Here is a 17,122-nt window from a genome sequence, read left to right as displayed (position 1 = left end):
TGCGCGCGCCCGTACTCCGCCGGCCGGAGGGCGGCGCGTAGGCTGCCTCCATGTGCGGAATCGTGGGATACGTGGGCGGGCAGAGCGCCCTGGACGTGGTGCTCGCCGGGCTGAAGCGGCTGGAGTACCGGGGCTACGACTCGGCGGGCGTCGCGGTGCTGGCCGACGGGGGGCTGGCGGCGGCCAAGAAGGCGGGGAAACTCGCCAATCTGGAGAAGGAGCTGGCGGACCGCCCACTGCCCGCGGGGTCCACGGGGATCGGGCACACCCGGTGGGCGACGCACGGCGGGCCGACGGACGCCAACGCACATCCGCATCTGGACAACTCCGGGCGGGTTTCGGTCGTCCACAACGGGATCATCGAGAACTTCGCCGCGCTGCGCGGGGAACTGGCCGAGCGCGGCCACCAGTTGGCGTCCGAGACGGACACCGAGGTGGTCGCGCATCTGCTGGCCGAGGCGTACTCGTCGTGCGGTGAGCTGGCCGAGGCGATGCGGCAGGTGTGCCGGCGGCTGGAGGGCGCGTTCACGCTGGTCGCGGTGCACGCCGACGCACCGGACCTGGTGGTCGGGGCGCGCCGCAACTCCCCCCTGGTGGTGGGGATCGGCGAGGACGAGGCGTTTCTGGCCTCGGACGTGGCGGCGTTCATCGCGCACACCCGGGAGGCCGTCGAGCTGGGCCAGGACCAGGTCGTGGAGCTGCGCCGGGACGGGGTGACGGTCACCGACTTCGAGGGCGCGCCGGCGCAGGTGCGCAACTACCACGTCGACTGGGACGCCTCGGCCGCCGAGAAGGGCGGCTACGACTACTTCATGCTCAAGGAGATCGCCGAGCAGCCGAAGGCGGTCGCGGACACGCTGCTGGGCCGGATCGACACGGCCGGGGTGCTCTCGCTGGACGAGGTGCGGATCCCGCCGGCGGTGCTGCGGGAGATCTCCAAGGTCGTCATCGTGGCGTGCGGGACGGCGTACCACGCGGGGATGATCGCCAAGTACGCCATCGAGCACTGGACCCGGATCCCCTGCGAGACCGAGCTGGCCAGCGAGTTCCGCTACCGCGACCCGATCCTCGACCACCGCACGCTGGTGATCGCCATCAGCCAGTCCGGCGAGACCATGGACACGCTGATGGCGCTGCGGCACGCCCGCGAGCAGGGCGCGCGGGTGCTCGCGATCTGCAACACCAACGGCTCGACGATCCCCCGGGAGTCCGACGCGGTGCTGTACACGCACGCCGGGCCGGAGGTCGCGGTGGCGTCCACCAAGGCGTTTCTGACGCAACTGGTGGCGGTCTACCTCGTCGCGCTCTACCTCGCGCAGGTGCGGGGGACGAAGTGGGGCGACGAAATCCAGGACGTGGTACGCGAGTTGGCGGCCATCGGCACGCAGGTGCAGCAGGTGCTCGGCACGATGGAACCGGTGCGGGAGCTGGCCCGCGGCCTCGCGGACAAGAACACCGTGCTCTTCCTCGGCCGGCACGTGGGCTATCCGGTGGCGCTGGAGGGTGCGCTGAAGCTCAAGGAGCTCGCGTACATGCACGCGGAGGGGTTCGCGGCCGGGGAGCTGAAGCACGGCCCGATCGCGCTGATCGAGGACGACGTGCCGGTCGTGGTGGTCGTCCCCTCGCCGCGCGGCCGGTCCGTCCTGCACGACAAGATCGTCTCCAACATCCAGGAGATCCGGGCGCGCGGTGCCCGCACCATCGTGATCGCCGAGGAGGGGGACGAGGCGGTGGTGCCGTATGCGGACCATCTCGTCCGCATCCCGCGGACGCCGGTCCTGCTCCAGCCGCTGGTCTCGTCCGTGCCGCTCCAGGTGTTCGCCTGCGAGCTGGCCACCGCCCGCGGCAACGAGGTCGACCAGCCGCGCAACCTCGCCAAGTCCGTCACGGTGGAGTGACCCGGTGATCATTGGGGTCGGGATCGACGTGGCGGAGATCGAGCGGTTCGAGGCGGCGCTGCGACGGACGCCGGAGCTGGCGCACCGTCTGTTCAATGAAGTGGAGCTTTATCTGCCGGGCGGTGAGCGGCGCGGGAGCGCCTCGCTGGCGGCCCGGTTCGCCGCCAAGGAGGCGGCGGCCAAGGCGCTGGGGGCACCGGGCGGGCTGCACTGGACGGACGCGGAGGTGTACGTCGAGGACAGCGGGCAGCCGCGGCTGCGGGTGTGCGGCACGGTCGCGGCGCGCGCGGCCGAACTGGGCGTGCGCTCCTGGCACGTGTCGCTCAGTCATGACGCGGGGGTCGCCTCGGCGGTGGTGATCGCGGAGGGGTAGGGCCGGTCCGGCGGCCGGCCGGTGGTGCGGGGGTCTCGCGTGTGGCTTGCGGGGCCCCCGTGCTGACAGGGTGTGAGACTTGCCGCATGAGGACTGCCTACAGCGTGGCGACCGTACGGGCCGCCGAGCGGGAACTGATGGACCGGCTGCCCGAGGGGGCCCTGATGCAGCGGGCGGCGGCCGGACTGGCCGTCTCTTGCGCGGAGTTGCTGGGGCGGGTGTACGGCGCCCGGGTGGTGCTGCTGGTGGGCAGCGGCGACAACGGCGGTGATGCGCTGTACGCCGGGGCCCGGCTGGCGCGGCGCGGCGCCGGGGTGGCCGCGGTGCTGCTGTCGCCCGACCGGGCCCACCCCGGCGGGCTGGCCGCGCTGCGGGCGGCCGGCGGCCGGGTGTCGCAGGACGCGCTGCGGGACCTCGGCCGGGCCGATCTGGTCGTGGACGGGATCGTGGGGATCGGCGGACGCGGCGGACTGCGCCCGGAAGCCGCCGAACTCGCCCGTGCGGCACGGGAGTCGGCGATCGTGGTGGCGGTCGACCTGCCGAGCGGGGTGGACGCGGACACCGGCGAGGTGCGCGGGGACGCCGTACGGGCCGATGCGACGGTGACGTTCGGCGCGTACAAGCCCGGCCTGCTGATCGATCCGGCGCGGGAGCGGGCCGGCGCGCTGCGGCTGGTCGACATCGGGCTGGACCCGCCCGCGACCGCCGACGTGGAGGCGTTGCAGCACGCGGACGTGGCGGAGCTGCTGCCGCGGCCGGCGGCGGAGAGCGACAAGTACCGGCGGGGCGTGGTCGGTGTCGTCGCCGGGTCCGCGCGCTATCCGGGGGCGGCGGTGCTGGCGGTGGCGGGGGCGCTGCGCGGCGGTGCCGGGGCGGTGCGGTACGTGGGGCCGGCGGCGGACGCGGTGCTGGCGCGGTTCCCGGAGACGCTGGTGCACGCCGGGCCGCCGGACAAGGCGGGCCGGGTGCAGTCGTGGGTCATCGGACCGGGCATCGGGGACGAGTCGGGCGCGCTGGAGGAGGTGTTGGCGGCCGACGTGCCGGTGCTGGTGGACGCCGACGGGCTGCGGTTCCTGTCGGCGGACCAGGTCCGGCGCCGGACGGCCGGGACGCTGCTGACACCGCACGCCGGGGAGGCCGCGGCGCTGCTGGGGCGGGCCCGCGCGGAGGTCGAGGCGGCGCGGCTGGCCACGGTGCGCGAGCTGGCCGCGCGGTACGGGGCGACGGTACTGCTGAAGGGGTCGACGACGCTGGTGGCGGATCCGGACGTGTCCGTGCCGGTGCGGGTCAACCCCACCGGCACCGGATGGCTGGCGACGGCGGGGAGCGGGGACGTGCTGTCCGGGGTGACGGGGTCGCTGCTGGCGGCGGGGCTGGTGCCGAGGGACGCGGGCGCGGTGGGTGCGTATCTGCACGGGCTGGCGGCGCGGCGGGCGGCCGGGCCGGAGGGGGCGCCGATCGTGGCCTCGGAGGTGGCCGGGCAGCTGGCGGCGGCGTGGGGCAGCGTTGTGGGGTGAGGGGGGTGACGCTCCGTGTCCGGCCGGCCGCCGGGTGTTCCCGGCCGCGGTCCGGCCGCCCCGGCGCACCGCACGGAAACCGGCGCCCCGGCCACCCCGGTCGAGCCGGGAAAGGCCCGGTCACACGGTACGGAGCCCGCGGAACGGCTGGTTCCGCACGGCCGCGGCGGCGCCATCGCGGGCTTTTCCGCGCCGGTTCCCGGGGGCGCGGGGGCGTGGCCTGAGACACTGACGGGGATGAACGAGACAGCGAAGCGTGCGCGTGCCGCCATTGACCTTGCCGCCGTGCGGTCGAATGTCCGTGCCCTGCGGGGCCGCGCACCCGGGGCAGAGCTGATGGCCGTGGTCAAGTCCGACGGTTACGGCCACGGCGCGGTGCGCTGCGCGCGGGCCGCCCGGGAGGCCGGGGCGGGCTGGCTGGGGACGGCGCTCCCGGAGGAGGCGTTCGCGCTGCGCGCGGCCGGCGACACGGGGCGGCTGATGTGCTGGCTGTGGACGCCGGGCGGCCCCTGGGGCAGGGCGGTCGAGCAGGACGTCGATGTCTCGGTGAGCGGGCTGTGGGCGCTGCGGGAGGTGGCGGACGCGGCGCGCGGCTGCGGCCGGCCGGCCCGGGTCCAGCTCAAGGTCGACACGGGGCTGGGGCGCAACGGCTGCCAGCCCGCGGACTGGGCGGAGCTGACCTCGGCCGCCCGCGCCGCCGAGGCGGCCGGGGTGCTCAAGGTCACCGGCGTCTGGTCGCACTTCGCGTGCGCCGACGAGCCGGGGCATCCGTCCATCGCCGCGCAACTGGCGGAGTTCCACCGGGCGCTGGCGGTCGCCGAGGCGGCCGGGCTGCGGCCCGAGGTCCGGCACATCGCCAACACCCCGGCGCTGCTCACCCTCCCCGAGGCGCATTTCGACCTGGTACGCGCCGGAATCGGGATATACGGCATCTCGCCGGCCCCGGAGGTCGGCACGTCGCAGGACCTGGGGCTGCGGCCGGCGATGACGCTGGAGGCGTCGCTGGCGTCGGTCAAGCGCGTCCCGGGCGGCCACGGGGTGTCGTACGGGCACCGGTACACGACGCCCGGGGAGACCACGCTCGCTCTGGTCCCGCTCGGCTACGCCGACGGCATCCCGCGGCACGCCTCCGGGACCGGGCCGGTCCTGGTCGCCGGGAAGTGGCGGACGGTGGCGGGCCGGGTCGCGATGGACCAGTTCGTGGTCGATCTGGGCGGCGACGAGGCCGCGGCCGGCGAGCCGGCCGTGCTGTTCGGGCCGGGCGACCGCGGTGAGCCGACCGCGGAGGACTGGGCCGTGGCGGCCGGAACCATCGGGTACGAAATCGTCACGAGGATCGGGAGCCGGGTGCCGCGCGTCTATGTGGACAGTGAGGTGCGCAGCCGGACCGGGGAAGACACGGCGTTGACGGGGGGCGTGGCATGACCGACGGAACGGAGGCCGCGGCACAGGCGGTCGAGGCGGCGGTCGAGACGGGCGCCGAGGCGGCCGGGAACTGGGCCAGGGCGGGCCGCCAGGCGGGCTTCGCGGGCATGGCGATCGGCGTGGTCGCGGCGGGCGCGGCGGCCGGGGTGGCCATAGAGCGGATGACGGTCGGCCGTGGGATGCGCCGCCGGGCCCGGCTGGCGCTGGACGCGGCGGGGCCGTACGGGACGCTGCGCGGCACCCCGGGGGCGGCGATCGCCGAGGACGGCACGGCGCTGTACTACGAGGTCGACGAGCCGGGGGAGCGGCAGCCGGGCAAGGCCCACAAGGGGGGCAAGAACGGCAAGGCCTCGCGGATGAGCAAGGAGGTGCGGGCCGCGCAGGACGCGCAGAACGGGCTGCGCAAGCGGCTGACGGCCGCGCTGGGGCGGCGCGCGCCCGCGCCGACGGTCGTCTTCAGCCACGGCTACTGCCTGAGCCAGGACTCCTGGCACTTCCAGCGCGCGGCGCTGCGCGGCACGGTCCGCACCGTCCACTGGGACCAGCGCAGCCACGGCCGCTCGGCCCGCGGCCACGGGCAGATCGACGGTACGGAACCGGTCACCATCGACCTGCTGGGCCGGGACCTGAAGGCGGTGCTGGACGCCGCCGTGCCCGAGGGGCCGATCGTGCTGGTCGGGCACTCCATGGGCGGGATGACGGTGATGGCGCTGGCCGACCAGTTCCCCGAGTACGTCGCGGAGCGGGTGGTCGGAGTGGCCCTGATCGGGACGTCGGCGGGGCGGCTGAGCGAGGTCGGTTTCGGGCTGCCGTCGATGGGCTCGAAGGCGTTCCACTGGCTGGCGCCGGGCGTGCTCAAGGCGCTGGGCTGGCAGAGCGAGATCGTCGAGCGGGGGCGGCGGGCCACCGCGGACCTCTTCGCGGGGCTGATCAAGCGCTATTCGTTCGGCACCCAGGACGTGGATCCGGCCGTCGCGCGGTTCGGGGAGCGGCTCATCGAGGCGACCCCGATCGATGTGGTCGCCGAGTTCTTCCCGGCGTTCGCGGTGCACGACAAGACCGATGCGCTGGTGGCGTACGACAGCGTGCCCGCGCTGGTGCTCGCCGGGGAGAAGGACCTGATCACGCCGGCCGAGCACAGCCGGACCATCGCCGAGGTGCTGCCCAACGCCGGGCTGGTGTGCGTCCCGGGCGCCGGGCACCTCGTGATGCTGGAGCGGCCGGATCTGGTCAACGACCACCTGGTGGCGCTGGTGGAGCGGGCGAGCGAGACGGCCCGCAGCTCGCGGACGGCGCGCGCCTGACCGGCGGCCCGGCGGCGGCCCCGCGCCCGGTGCGGGACCGCCGTCCCGTCCGGGCCGTACCATTTGCGGCATGAGCACCACTGGCGCGATTGCCCACGTAACCGTCAAGTCCCCCGACCAGATGCAGGAGTTGGGCCGCAGGCTGGCCCCGCTGCTGCGCCCCGGCGACCTGGTGCTGCTCACCGGCGAGCTGGGCGCGGGCAAGACGACGCTGACCCGAGGCCTGGGCGAGGGCCTGGGCGTACGCGGCGCGGTGACCTCGCCCACCTTCGTCATCGCCCGGGTGCACCCCTCGCTGACCGGCGGTCCGGCGCTGGTGCACGTCGACGCGTACCGGCTCGGCGGCGGGCTGGACGAGATGGAGGACCTGGACCTGGACGTCTCGCTGCCGGAGTCGGTGGTGGTCGTGGAGTGGGGCGAGGGCAAGGTCGAGGAACTCTCCGAGGACCGGCTGCACGTGGTCATCGGGCGCGCGATGGGCGCCGAGGCGCCGGTGGGGAGCGGCGGCGCGATGGGGGTCCCCCCGGACGGAGTCCGGGGGAGCCTCGTTGAGGGGTGGTGGTCGGGTGACGGGTGGGCGGACTGTCAGGGAAGTTACCTGCACGTAGTGCTGAGGTCACGGGGTGCGCGCTGTGATGCGGGCCTCTTTTCTAAGCGGGCGCTTATGGGAACCCGGCGGGGCCGCCGCGTATTCCCGTAGGGCCTCCCGCACGGCCGCTGCCGGGTGTTCCCGTACGGTCCCCCCCGGCACCCGGCCTCAGCCCGTGACGGACGGCCGGTCCGCCGTCTCCGGGGCCGGCAGCTGACGGCGCCTGCGGTGCTTGAGCAGGGCCCACGGGGCCCGCGAGGCGGTGACCTCCGTGCCGCCTTCGGAGGCGGCCCGCGCGGCGGCCTGCTCGACCGGGAGGATGCCCTCGCGGCGGGCCGGCTCCGGCCGCTCCTCCTCGGGCCACAGGCCCAGCGCGGCGCAGAGCGTGGGCAGCACCGCCATCGCGGCGGTGGCGTAACCCTCGGCCGAGGGGTGGTAGTTGTCCGGTCCGAACAGCTCCCGGGGGCGCGCCTCGAACTCCGGGCCGAGCAGCGCCCCGAGCGAGACCGTCCGGCCGCCGTTCTCGACCACGCCGATGGTCTGCGCGGCGGCCAGCTGGCGGGAGAGCCGGCGGGCCACCCAGCGCAGCGGCTGGTTGACCGGCTCGATGGTGCCCAGATCGGGGCAGGTGCCGACGACGACCTCGCAGCCCGCCGCGCGCAGCCGGCGGACCGCCTCGGACAGGTGCCGTACCGACTCGGCGGGCGGCAGCCGGTGGGTGACATCGTTGGCGCCGATCATGATGACGCAGACGTCCGGGGGCTCCTGGCCGTCCGGCAGCATCAGCTCCACCTGGCGGGCCAGGTCGTCGGAGCGGGCGCCGGGCAGGGCCACGTTGCGGAAGTCGACGGGGAGTTCGGCGACCGCGGCCAGGCCGGAGGCGAGCAGCGCGCCCGGGGTCTGGGAGGGGCGGTGGACGCCCTGGCCGGCGGCGGTGGAGTCGCCGAGGAAGCCGAGCCGCAGCGGCGGCGGGTCGGTGCGGTTGCCGCCCGCCTCGAAAGCCGTGCCGTAGCGGCCGTCGGCGCACGGCGGGATGTCGCTGGAGCCGCCGACCGTGCGGCGGGCCAGCCGGACCTCGGTCAGCAGCACGCCGACGGCGGCGACGCCCAGCAGCCCGATCCCGCCGCCGCCGAACGCGGCGGCGGTCGCGATCCGCCGTGCGACCCTCGCCCTGGACCCCGTCATCACCGTCGTCGCCATCGGCCGGGCACCTCCCCGTGCAGCGCGGGCGCGCCGCGGCCCTGAGGGCCGGACGCGCTCTTGAAAGGGCAAGAACTCCTCACCGGGGTGATGCCCGTTCCGGTGCCCCGCGCAACGCACCGGGCGCCCAATGGAGCCGGTGACCCGGTGCACCGGGCCGCTCGGCGGGGTGGGCAATAGGCTGGCGGCACGGGCGCAGGAGAGCGTGCCCCCGACCGCGGAGACCACCGTGCAGTTTTACGATTCGATGATTGAGCTTGTCGGCAACACCCCGCTCGTGCGGCTCAACAACGTCACTCAAGGGATCCAGGCAACCGTCCTGGTGAAGGTCGAGTACTTCAACCCCGGCGGTTCGGTCAAGGACCGGATCGCGGTGCGGATGATCGAGGCCGCCGAGGAGTCGGGCGAGTTGCAGCCGGGCGGCACCATCGTGGAGCCCACGTCCGGCAACACGGGTGTGGGGCTGGCGATCGTGGCCCAGCAGAAGGGCTACAAGTGCATCTTCGTCTGCCCCGACAAGGTGTCGACGGACAAGATCAACGTGCTGCGGGCGTACGGCGCGGAGGTGGTGGTCTGCCCGACGGCCGTCGATCCCGAGCACCCGGACTCGTACTACAACGTCTCCGACCGCCTGGTGCGTGAGACGCCCGGCGCCTGGAAGCCCGACCAGTACAGCAACCCCAACAACCCGCGCTCGCACTACGAGACGACCGGTCCTGAGCTGTGGGAGCAGACCGACGGGCGGATCACCCACTTCGTGGCGGGCGTCGGCACCGGCGGCACCATCAGCGGCACCGGCCGCTATCTGAAGGACGTCAGCGACGGCAGGGTCAAGGTCGTCGGCGCCGACCCGGAGGGCTCCGTCTACAGCGGCGGCTCCGGGCGCCCGTACCTGATCGAGGGCGTCGGCGAGGACTTCTGGCCGACCGCCTACGACCGCACGGTCGCGGACGAGATCGTGGCGGTCTCGGACAAGGACGCCTTCCAGATGACCCGGCGGCTGGCCAAGGAGGAGGGGCTGCTGGTCGGCGGCTCCTGCGGGATGGCGGTGGTCGCGGGGCTGCGGGTCGCCGAGCGGCTCGGCCCGGACGACGTGGTGGTCATCCTGCTCCCGGACAGCGGGCGCGGCTATCTCTCCAAGATCTTCAACGACGAGTGGATGGCCGACTACGGCTTCCTGGAGGAGAGCGGCACCGCGGCCCGGGTCGGCGAGGTGCTCCAGTACAAGGAGGGCGCGCTGCCCTCGCTGGTCCACATGCACCCGGAGGAGACCGTCGGCGAGGCGATCGAGGTGCTGCGCGAGTACGGCGTCTCGCAGATGCCGATCGTCAAGCCGGGCGCCGGGCACCCCGACGTGATGGCCGCCGAGGTCGTCGGGTCGGTCGTCGAACGGGAGCTGCTGGACGCCCTGTTCACCCAGCGCGCGTCGCTGTCCGACCCGCTGGAGAAGCACATGTGCCCGCCGCTGCCGCAGGTCGGCTCGGGCGAGCCGGTCTCCGACCTGATGGCGGTGCTGGAGGACGCGGACGCCGCGATCGTCCTCGTCGAGGGCAAGCCGAAGGGCGTGGTGAGCCGGCAGGACCTGCTGGCCTACCTGGCGCGCGGGGTGGCCAAGTAGCAGCCGCCGGAGCGCGTACCCGGCACGGCGTCAAGTGTCCGTCAGGAAAAGGGCCGTCGCCGCAAGGTGTACGTATGCGTCACGTTCCGGCAGCACGCGCTTAACACTCGTGCGGCAGATTGATGTGCAGGCGATACGGACCTCCGGAGCGGCTCCCGGACCTCCATGATCGCCAGGATGCGACGACCGGCCCTGACCCGGCTCGCGTCTCCTGCGGGGACCGCCGTCGTCCCGCCCCCGGCTCCGGCCGGGGTGCGGCGGTCCCCGCATACTCCTGCCCGCGGCGGCCCGGACCGGCCCCGTCAGTCCAAGTCCTCGTCGCGCCGCCCGGCCCGGCCCCGCAGCTTCGGCGGCACGCCCAGGCCGTGGACGGCGTTGACGCCGACGATGCCGGCCCAGCACACCACCAGGCCGACCAGCCCGGTGTCGCCCACGGCTATCGCGGTCAGCGGGATGGCCAGCACCAGTGACACCACGGCGACCGCGAACCGCTGCCAGAACTCGCTGGTGGCGTCCGTCCGGCGCGGCTGCGCACCGCGCGCCACCTGCATCTGCTGCTCGGCCACCTGCCGCCGCACCCGCCGGTCCACGCTCTGGTCCAGCTTCTCCAGGAAGGACTCCACCAACTCGGACTCGTACTCCGGCCCCAGCTCCTTGCGGGTCTGGAGGGTCGCGTCGAGTTCCTTCTTCAGATCGGGGTCGTGTGTCGCCATACCGGTGAGACTACGGCCGGGCGGCCGGCGGCGCGGTAGGGCTAGCCCCCCAGCCCCGCGGGGGTCTGCCGCCCCGGCGCGGCTTCCGGGGCGACGAGGCGCGCGGTGTCGCGGCGGGCCAGCGCCCCGTACAGGACCACGGGCACCGCGAGGCCGACCAGCCAGGAGATGTCCGCGCACAACGGGGCAGTCGTCACGACCAGCGCTCAGGCCGCCGGGGTGCCGCCCGCCGGCCGCGGACCGCCCGCCGCCGCGCCCACCGGCCGCAGCTCGTCCGCGTACGACACCGAGATCCGGCGCAGCAGCCCGTCCTCGGTGATGTCGTACTGGCCCAGCCGCCACAGCGGCGGCGAGTAGGCGTGCACCGAGACCGCGTCGTCGGTGGAGCCGGTCAGACGGTGGATGTGGTCGGGCCCGAAGGAGAAGGACTCGCCCGTGCCGACCGCGGTGGCCAGGTGCTCGCCGCCGATCCGCGGGTTGGACTCGGTCAGCGCGCCCTGGACGACCCGGACCGCGCCGGAGGAGAGGTCGTGGTCGTGCCAGCCGGTGTCGTTCTGCCGCGTCCAGCACAGCAGCCAGACGTCGACGAACGCGTCGCGGTGCAGCGACGCGTAGTGGCGCTCGGTGTCGGAGAACGCGACCTGCGCCCGCCACAGCTCCGGGCGGGCCGCCAACGTGTCGACCAGCGCCCGCAGTTCGCGCTTGTCGAGGTTGCGCTCGGGCAGTGCGGCGAACGGCGCGCCGGAGCCGTCGCCCCCGGTGCCGCGGACCTCGGCGGCGCCGGCCTGAGCGGTGCGGTCGGTCATGGACGGACTCCTCTCGTCGGGCCCAGCAGGCGGGCCGGGTTGGCGGTGCACAGGGCGTGGCCGGCGGCCTCCCCGCCGAGGCCGGGGACCACGAGGTCAGGGGGCGCGGTGCGGCGCGGGTCCTCCCGGCCGGAGTCCGGGGGAGCGTCCCGCGGCGGGTGGTGGCGGGCCAGGGGCCGGGCGTACGGCCGGTCGCTGCCGCTCACCACGACGTCGATGCCGACGGCCCGGATCAGCGCGTCGACCGCACGCGTCCCGTACGAGGACGTCTCGTAGAACACGTCGCGGTCCACCCGGCCGCGGTCCCGGCCGCCGCCGCGCGCGACCAGCCGCTCGCCGTGCAGGGGCGCCAGCCCGGCGAGCGCGGCGAAGCAGACCCGCAGCCCCGGGTGGCGCGGCCGGCCGAAGGCGCGGAAGGCGAACCACGCGCTGTGCAGCTGCTGGACGTACGGGACGAGGGCGGGCCACCAGGGGGGTGTGCCCGCGGGGTCGGGCGGGGCCGCGCCGGGGTGGACGAACAGCGGCTTGTCCAGTGCGGCGGCGGCGTCCAGCAGCGGGGCGCAGCGCGCCCAGCCCGCGGCGTCGAGCAGCGCGGTGGCCGGGAGCTGCAACCCGGCGCAGCCGCGGGCCAGTTCGCGGCGCACCGCCCCGGGGTCCGGCTCGGGGGCGGACAGGCAGGGGGAGGCCCAGACGCCGAAGGGGGCGGGCAGGTCCAGCGCGCCGTCGTGGAAGGCGGCGAGCAGCGGCCCGGCCTCCTCGGGCGGCAGGTATTCGATGCCGAGCGGGCTGGAGAGCGACACCAGGGCCAGGTCGAGGCCGTCGGCGCGGGCGAGCCGGGTGCGGGCGGCGATGTCGTGGTCGGCGGGGCCGACGGCGTAGGGCGGTTCGCCGGCCAGGTGCAGCGTCCAGCCGTCCAGCCGCGGCGGCGTGCTGCGGGCGCGCAGCAGGTCCACGAACTCGGGCGGCCAGATGTGCTGGTGGACGTCGGCGGGCATGGGCCCTCCCTCGGGGCCGGGGCGGGGGACCGAAGGTCCCTGCGCCGGGTGCTTGACCGCTCCTCACTGGTTGCTCAACCGCTTACTTAACCGCTTCACTGATGCGTTTAAGTGAAGCGATTAACCAATGGCGCTGTCAAGGGCGTACGCGGTGCCCGACCGCCTCCTTGGGTAGGCTTCCGGACATGGCCAGGCCCAACAAGCGCACCACCCTCCGCGAGGTGGCCGAGGCCACCGGCCTCTCCACCGCCGCCGTCTCCTACGCGCTGCGCGGCAAGCACGTCTCCAAGGAGACCGAGGAACGGGTGCGCAAGGCCGCCGCCGAACTCGGTTACGAAGCTGACCCGATCGCCCGCGCCCTGGCCAGCGGCCGGACCAGCACGGTCGGCGTGCTGGCCGGCGATCTCCAGGACCTGTGGCAGCAGCAGCTGATGGCGGCCATAGGGCGCGAGCTGCTGGCCGGCGACCGCTATGCGCTGATCCTCGACGCCGGCGGCGACCCGGAACGCGAACTGGCCCTCGCCAAGCAGCTGCGCGATCAGCGCGTCGACGGCCTGCTGGTCTCGCCCGTCGACCCGTCCGCCGAGGGCTGGGCGAAGATCGCCGAGGCGGTGCCGGTGGTCTCCATCGGCGACGCGCTCAGCCAGGCCCGCACGGCGGGCGAGGTGCTCTTCGACAACCGCGCCGGTATCGACGCCGTACTGGACTACCTCCGCGGCCTGGGCCACCGCCGGGTCACCGTGCTGACCCCCACCGGCCCCTCCACCCCCGACCGCCCCGCCGACGTCTATGTCCGCCAGGCGGCCGACCGCCTGGGCATCGAGGTCCAGGTCGTGCCCTGCGCCCAGGAGCTGGGCGAGGCGACCGGGGTCGCCCGGCGGGTGCTGACCAACAGCCCGGCCGGCCGCCCCCGGACCGGCCCCGCCGACCTCGCCCCGCCCACCGCCGTCTTCTGCTTCTCCGACTCCATCGCGTACGGCGTCTACGCAGCCGCCGCCGAGGCCGAGTTGGCCGTCGGCCGGGACATCTCCGTCGTCGGCTTCGACGACCACCCGGTATCCCGGGTCCTCACCCCGCCGCTGACCACCGTCGACTGGGGGCTGACCGGGATCGCCAAGGAGGCCGCCCGGCTGGCCGTGGCCGCCATCGAGGGCCGCCGGGTCCGCCGCAAGCGGATCCTGTGCGCCCCGCGCCTCTCCGAGCGGGGCTCGGCCCTGCGGGCGCCGGGCGATGCGTAGGGCCCGGCCCTGCCCCGTCGGACAGCCCCCGGCCCGTACGGAACCGGTCGCGCGCGGCCGGTCGCGGGAGCGGACCGGCGCCCGCCCTCCGGTAGCGTGCGGCTCGCCTGCCGGCGGCCGGCAGACGGGTGGAATGGCGAGGTCCTCATGAAGCAGTCCACGACGAGCGCGCACGACACCGCGGCGGTCCGGGACGCGGCGCCGGACGGCGCGCAACGGCAGCCGGCGCCGGGGGAGTTGGCTGACCGGCTGGAGGTGTACCGGACGGAGCTGACCGGCTACTGCTACCGGATGCTCGGGTCCGCGTTCGAGGCCGAGGACGCCGTCCAGGAGACGATGGTGCGGGCCTGGCGCAGCCACGACCGGTTCGAGGGCCGGGCGTCGCTGCGGTCCTGGCTGTACCGGATCGCCACCAACGTCTGCCTGGACCTGCTCAAGGGCAGCCGGCGGCGCGCCCGTCCGATGGATCTCGCGTCCCCGTCGAGCGTGGACACTCCGATCGGGACCGGCCTGCCCGAGACGACCTGGATCGGACCGGTGCCCGACGAGCGGGTGCTGGCCCGCGCCGGGGACCCGGCGGACACCGCGGTCGCCCGGGAGTCGGTCCGGCTGGCGTTCGTCTCCGCGCTCCAGCGGCTGGCGCCCCGGCAGCGGGCGGTGCTGATCCTGCGGGAGGTGCTCAGCTGGTCGGCGAGCGAGGTCGCGGAGCTGCTGGGCAGCTCGGTCGCCTCGGTCAACAGCGCGCTCCAGCGGGCCCGCGCCACCCTGGCCGCCTCCGCCGACGCCGCCCCGGCGGAACCGCTCGACGAGGCGCAGCAGGCGCTGCTCAACCGCTATGTGGACGCCTTCGAGCGCTTCGACATGGCGGCGCTGACGGCCGTGCTCCACGAGGACTCCACGCTCTCCATGCCGCCGTACGAGCTGTGGCTGCGCGGCCGGGCGGACGTCATCGCGTGGATGCGGGGGCCGGGCTGCGGCTGCGAGGGGTCGCGCCTGGTGCCGCTGTCCGCGAACGGGATGCCGGCGTTCGGGCAGTACCGCGCGGACGGGAAGCCCTGGGCGATCCAGGTCGTCGAGATCGCCGGCGGGCGGATCACCGCGCTCAACTCCTTCCTGGACACCGAGCGGCTGTTCCCCCTGTTCGGGCTGCCGATGCGCTACGAGGGCTGACGCGGCCCGCCCGTACGGCGCCGGCGGCGGTGCCCCGGGTCAGTCCTCCGGGCCGTCGCCGCCGGGCAGCGCTCGGCCAGCCCCGTCAGCGCCAGCAGCAGCCCGAGCGCTTCGGGTACGTGGCACAGCCGGATGCCCCGGCCGCCGAGCCGGCGGGCGGTGAGCTGGAGGCGGAGCAGCGCCTGGACGGTGGCGGTGTCCGGGGCGGTGACCGTGCGGACGTCGCAGAGCACCGTCGTACCGGGATGCGCGCGCAGCAGGAGGCGCAGCCGCTCGCACAGCGCCGGGATCTCGGCGGCGCCGATCGCCGGGCCGAGGTGCCACACGACGGAGCGGGGCGGGGGCGGCACGGTCGGCCTCCTGTCGCCGTGCGGAGGGCTCCGGGCGCGGGGCTCCGGACCTGACGACAGGGAGACCGCCGGGGGGCGCGGAACTCATCGGCGCGCCGGGCAGCGGGCCCGTCGGACCGTCCGGGGAACACCCGCTGCGGCTCGTCGCCGCCGCACCCCTCAATATCCCTTGCCCGTCCTGCATAGTGTCATGCAGAGTCTTAGGTGAGTGAATACCGGTCGGTGGGTGGGTGGGGCGCGGGTGACACCGCCCGTCACGGCGCCCTTTCCGCCCCTGCCCATCCGCTCACCGTACGGAACGAGGCAGCCGGCCCGCGTCCGCAAACGGCGATAGGGAGAGGGAGTTGAGCCCTGTGGTTTCCCCCGTGCCGGACACCGGCAGGCGCATCACGCTCGACGGCAGCGGGCTGCGCACCGCCGATGTCGCCGCCCTCGCCGAGCGCACCGCCCGCCCCGCGGCCCCGGACCCCAAGGCACTGGCCCGCGCCGCGGAGTCCTGGGAGACCGCCCGCCGGCTCGCCGCCACCGGCCGGGTCTACGGGCGCAGTACCGGCGTCGGCGCCAACCGCACCGAGGACGTCGGGGCCGGCGACGCCGCACACGGTCTGCGCCTGCTGCGCAGCCACGCCGGTGCCATCGGCGACCCGCTGCCCGGCCGCGAGGTCCGCGCCATGCTCGCCGTCCGCGCCAACCAGCTGCTGGCGGGCGGCGCCGGCCTCAACCCCGCCGTCATCACCTCCCTGCTCGCCGCCCTGGACGCCGGCGCGCACCCCGTCGTCAACGAATACGGCGCGGTCGGCACCGGTGACCTCGCCGCCCTCGCCCAGACCGGTCTCGCGCTCGCCGGCGAACACCCCTGGCACTGCGCCCCCGGCGGCCACCCGCCCGCCGCCATCCCGCTCGACAACAACGACGCGCTGGCCCTGATCAGCAGCAACGCCCTCACCCTCGGCCAGTCCGCGCTCGCCCTCGACGAACTGCGCCGCCTGATGGCCGCCGCGCTCACCGTCGCGGCGCTCTCCCTCCTCGCCGTCGGCGGCTCCCACGAACCGTTCGCCGAGCCCGTCATGCTCGCCCGTCCGCACCCCGGCTCGGCCGCCGCCGCGGCCCGCATCCGCGCCCTGTCCGGCGTCCCCGCCCGCCCCGCCCCGCCGCTGGGCCGCATCCAGGACCCGTACGGCTTCCGCTGCATCCCGCAGATCCACGGCCCGGCCCTGGACGCCGCCGAGGCGCTCGACGCCGTACTGACCGTCGAGCTGAACGCCGCCGCCGAGAACCCCCTGATCAGCGTCGAGGACCAGGCCGCCTACCACCACGGCAACTTCTACGCCGCGCACACCGCGCTCGCCCTGGACGCCTTCCGGCTGGCCGTCCTCCAGACCGCCCGGCTCTCCACCGCCCGGCTCGCCGCGCTCTCCGAACCGGACCTCACCCGGCTGCGCCCCTTCCTGGGCGACACGGCCCCCGCCAGCTCCGGCGTCATGATCCTCGAATACGCCGCCGGCGCCGCCCTCGGCGAGTTGCGGGCGGTCTCCCATCCGGCCTCCCTCGGCGACGCCGTCCTCTCGCGGGGCGTCGAGGAGCAGGCCAGCTTCGCCTCCCTGGCCGCCCGCCAGACCCTGCGCGCGTGCGGCCACTACCGGCACGTTCTCGCCTGCGAACTCGTCGCCGCCGTACGGGCGTTGCGCCTGCGGTCGCTGGAGCCCGAGCCGGACGTCCCGCTCGCCGGCGCCTTCCGGGTCGCCGCCCGGGCCCTCGACGCCCGGATGGCGGACCGCCCGCTGACGGAGGATGTGGCGGTGGCCGGGGCGCTGCTGGACCGGCTGGCGGAGGTCTGAGAGGTGGGCGAGGCGATGCGGGCGGCGCGCGCGGGCCGACGCGTTACGGGCGGGTGCCGTACGCGGTGCGGTCCGCTCGCGGGGTGCG

16 protein-coding genes are annotated in these 17,122 nt (G+C 75.1%); 10 read left to right on the top strand and 6 right to left on the bottom strand.

Annotation, left to right across the window (positions count from 1 at the left end; genetic code table 11):
- The first annotated feature begins 50 nt into the window (after positions 1-50).
- The 6 genes from glmS to tsaE all read left to right on the top strand — a co-directional run bounded on the left by glmS (position 51) and on the right by tsaE (position 7,217).
- On the top strand, positions 51-1,898 hold the full coding sequence (gene glmS / locus IEZ17_RS14600; RefSeq protein WP_189300189.1) for a glutamine--fructose-6-phosphate transaminase (isomerizing): 1,848 nt from the start codon (positions 51-53) through the stop codon (positions 1,896-1,898).
- Positions 1,899-1,902: 4 nt separating this feature from the next.
- Positions 1,903-2,271: a holo-ACP synthase gene (locus IEZ17_RS14595; RefSeq protein WP_189300187.1), complete on the top strand. Its 369-nt coding sequence runs from the start codon at positions 1,903-1,905 to the stop codon at positions 2,269-2,271.
- Positions 2,272-2,357: 86 nt separating this feature from the next.
- Positions 2,358-3,788: an NAD(P)H-hydrate dehydratase gene (locus IEZ17_RS14590; protein ID WP_189300185.1), complete on the top strand. Its 1,431-nt coding sequence runs from the start codon at positions 2,358-2,360 to the stop codon at positions 3,786-3,788.
- 237 nt (positions 3,789-4,025) lie between these two features.
- A complete protein-coding gene (alr, locus tag IEZ17_RS14585; protein WP_189300183.1) occupies positions 4,026-5,213 on the top strand; it encodes an alanine racemase in 1,188 nt (395 codons plus the stop codon).
- Positions 5,210-6,517, top strand: coding sequence for an alpha/beta fold hydrolase (locus IEZ17_RS14580; RefSeq protein ID WP_189300181.1), 1,308 nt, complete (start codon positions 5,210-5,212; stop codon positions 6,515-6,517). Before alr ends, IEZ17_RS14580 begins: the two co-directional genes overlap by 4 nt.
- 70 nt (positions 6,518-6,587) lie before the next feature.
- Entirely contained in the window at positions 6,588-7,217 is a 630-nt protein-coding gene (gene tsaE / locus IEZ17_RS42335; protein WP_229852269.1) for a tRNA (adenosine(37)-N6)-threonylcarbamoyltransferase complex ATPase subunit type 1 TsaE, read from the top strand.
- A 57-nt stretch (positions 7,218-7,274) separates the two neighbouring features.
- On the opposite strand, the gene IEZ17_RS14570 is transcribed toward tsaE, so the two are convergent.
- Positions 7,275-8,306 (bottom strand): SGNH/GDSL hydrolase family protein, encoded by a 1,032-nt coding sequence (locus IEZ17_RS14570; RefSeq protein WP_189300179.1) that lies wholly within the window; start codon positions 8,304-8,306, stop codon positions 7,275-7,277.
- A gap of 229 nt (positions 8,307-8,535) precedes the next feature.
- Between IEZ17_RS14570 and IEZ17_RS14565 the strand changes: the two genes are divergently transcribed.
- Complete coding sequence (locus tag IEZ17_RS14565) at positions 8,536-9,924, top strand: cystathionine beta-synthase (protein WP_189300177.1); 1,389 nt, start codon at positions 8,536-8,538, stop codon at positions 9,922-9,924.
- Positions 9,925-10,226: 302 nt separating this feature from the next.
- Here IEZ17_RS14565 and IEZ17_RS14560 read toward each other — a convergent pair whose 3' ends face one another.
- The 4 genes from IEZ17_RS14560 to IEZ17_RS14545 are packed head-to-tail and all read right to left on the bottom strand — an operon-like array spanning position 10,227 to position 12,438.
- Complete coding sequence (locus IEZ17_RS14560) at positions 10,227-10,637, bottom strand: hypothetical protein (protein WP_189300175.1); 411 nt, start codon at positions 10,635-10,637, stop codon at positions 10,227-10,229.
- Between the two features lie 41 nt (positions 10,638-10,678).
- Positions 10,679-10,834, bottom strand: coding sequence for a hypothetical protein (locus IEZ17_RS14555; protein WP_189300520.1), 156 nt, complete (start codon positions 10,832-10,834; stop codon positions 10,679-10,681).
- 9 nt (positions 10,835-10,843) lie between these two features.
- Positions 10,844-11,443, bottom strand: coding sequence for a cysteine dioxygenase (locus tag IEZ17_RS14550; RefSeq protein ID WP_189300173.1), 600 nt, complete (start codon positions 11,441-11,443; stop codon positions 10,844-10,846).
- On the bottom strand, positions 11,440-12,438 hold the full coding sequence (locus tag IEZ17_RS14545) for an amidohydrolase family protein (protein ID WP_189300172.1): 999 nt from the start codon (positions 12,436-12,438) through the stop codon (positions 11,440-11,442). The genes IEZ17_RS14550 and IEZ17_RS14545 overlap by 4 nt, the downstream gene beginning before the upstream one ends.
- A gap of 185 nt (positions 12,439-12,623) precedes the next feature.
- On the opposite strand from IEZ17_RS14545, the gene IEZ17_RS14540 reads away from it, so the two are divergent.
- Positions 12,624-13,676, top strand: a complete 1,053-nt coding sequence (locus tag IEZ17_RS14540; RefSeq protein WP_189300170.1) for a LacI family DNA-binding transcriptional regulator — start codon at positions 12,624-12,626, stop codon at positions 13,674-13,676.
- A 147-nt stretch (positions 13,677-13,823) separates the two neighbouring features.
- Entirely contained in the window at positions 13,824-14,846 is a 1,023-nt protein-coding gene (locus IEZ17_RS14535; protein ID WP_189300168.1) for a sigma-70 family RNA polymerase sigma factor, read from the top strand.
- Here IEZ17_RS14535 and IEZ17_RS14530 read toward each other — a convergent pair.
- A complete protein-coding gene (locus IEZ17_RS14530; protein WP_189300166.1) occupies positions 14,834-15,196 on the bottom strand; it encodes an STAS domain-containing protein in 363 nt (120 codons plus the stop codon). The genes IEZ17_RS14535 and IEZ17_RS14530 overlap by 13 nt on opposite strands.
- Positions 15,197-15,540: 344 nt before the next feature.
- On the opposite strand from IEZ17_RS14530, the gene IEZ17_RS14525 reads away from it, so the two are divergent.
- A complete protein-coding gene (locus IEZ17_RS14525) occupies positions 15,541-17,034 on the top strand; it encodes an aromatic amino acid ammonia-lyase (RefSeq protein WP_189300164.1) in 1,494 nt (497 codons plus the stop codon).
- Positions 17,035-17,122: the final 88 nt, after the last annotated feature.

This window comes from Streptomyces albospinus, assembly GCF_014648695.1.
GTDB classification, from domain to species: domain Bacteria; phylum Actinomycetota; class Actinomycetes; order Streptomycetales; family Streptomycetaceae; genus Streptomyces; species Streptomyces albospinus.
The sequence above is the reverse complement of the archived record's forward strand: the minus strand, read 5'-3'. Positions and strand labels throughout refer to the sequence as shown.